1 protein-coding gene is annotated in these 1,032 nt (G+C 42.3%); it reads left to right on the forward strand.

Going from position 1 to position 1,032, the window contains the following annotated elements:
- Positions 1-247 precede the first annotated feature (247 nt).
- Positions 248-1,032 (forward strand): cache domain-containing protein (locus R7E00_RS25180; RefSeq protein WP_318124933.1); only part of this gene is annotated, 785 nt, incomplete at its 3' end.

Raw genomic sequence — 1,032 nt, forward strand, 5'->3', positions numbered from 1 at the left:
AATTCCTTTCATTATGACGCTTTCATTAAGATGGCTTACAAATCAGATCAAACTCACAAGTTTTAACTCAAACCACCATTTTGTTTAATTTTGGTTAAAAAAGCCAACAAATGGCTTCATGTTTTTGATAAAGATGTCGATAAGAAAGTAATCAAACACAACAGGTTTCTTTTTCTGCCGAATTCACCCGAACCCAAAAAGAGGTGGAAGCAGAAGAAAACTATCCGGGAGACTTAGAGGAAAACTCATGAAATTCAGACATAAGGTTGTCACCGCCTCTTCAATTTTGCTGCTAATTACTGTGTCGCTACTATCGACGCAACAAGTTATGACGATTCGTTCTCAAACTCAGGAGCACATCAATTCAAGCGTTAAAGAGATTTTGACCAGTGTGAGCAACACCGTTCAATCCGAAATGAACGCGAAGAAAGATCTCGCACGCTCGATCACAGAGATTATTGAACTATCGCCAAACGACCGCACATACGTAAAAGACATTCTTGAGAAGCCAACTCCGAAATCAAGCTTCCTAGCGATTGGTTTTGGTTATGAAAGTAATGGCTACGTGATTGAAAACGACGACGGTTGGGATGCAGGGCCTGATTATGATCCTCGCCAACGCCCTTGGTTTATCGCAGCCAAAAACAAAGGCGATTTGGTGGTTACCGACCCTTATGTTGATGCATCATCTAAGAATGTGATCATCTCTGTTGGTACGCCAGTAAAACAAAACGGCCAGTTCTTAGCGGGCATGTTTTACGACCTAGAGCTAACTACCCTTTCCGACCTAGTTAACCAAGTGAACCTATTTGATGCTGGTTACTTGTTCTTAGTCACTGACGATGGCACGACGATTGCGCACCCGCAAAGTAAGTACAACGGTGAAAAGCTCAATAGCTACCTACCGCAAGTTGACTTAAATAAGGCGACTCAACACATCGAAGTTGATAACAATCCTTACATGGTTAGCCTTACTCATATCCCAAGTGAGAACTGGTACGTGGGCGCCATCATTGATGAAACGGCAGCTTA

The organism is Vibrio sp. Vb1755 (assembly GCF_033338635.1).
GTDB classification, from domain to species: Bacteria; Pseudomonadota; Gammaproteobacteria; order Enterobacterales; family Vibrionaceae; genus Vibrio; species Vibrio alginolyticus.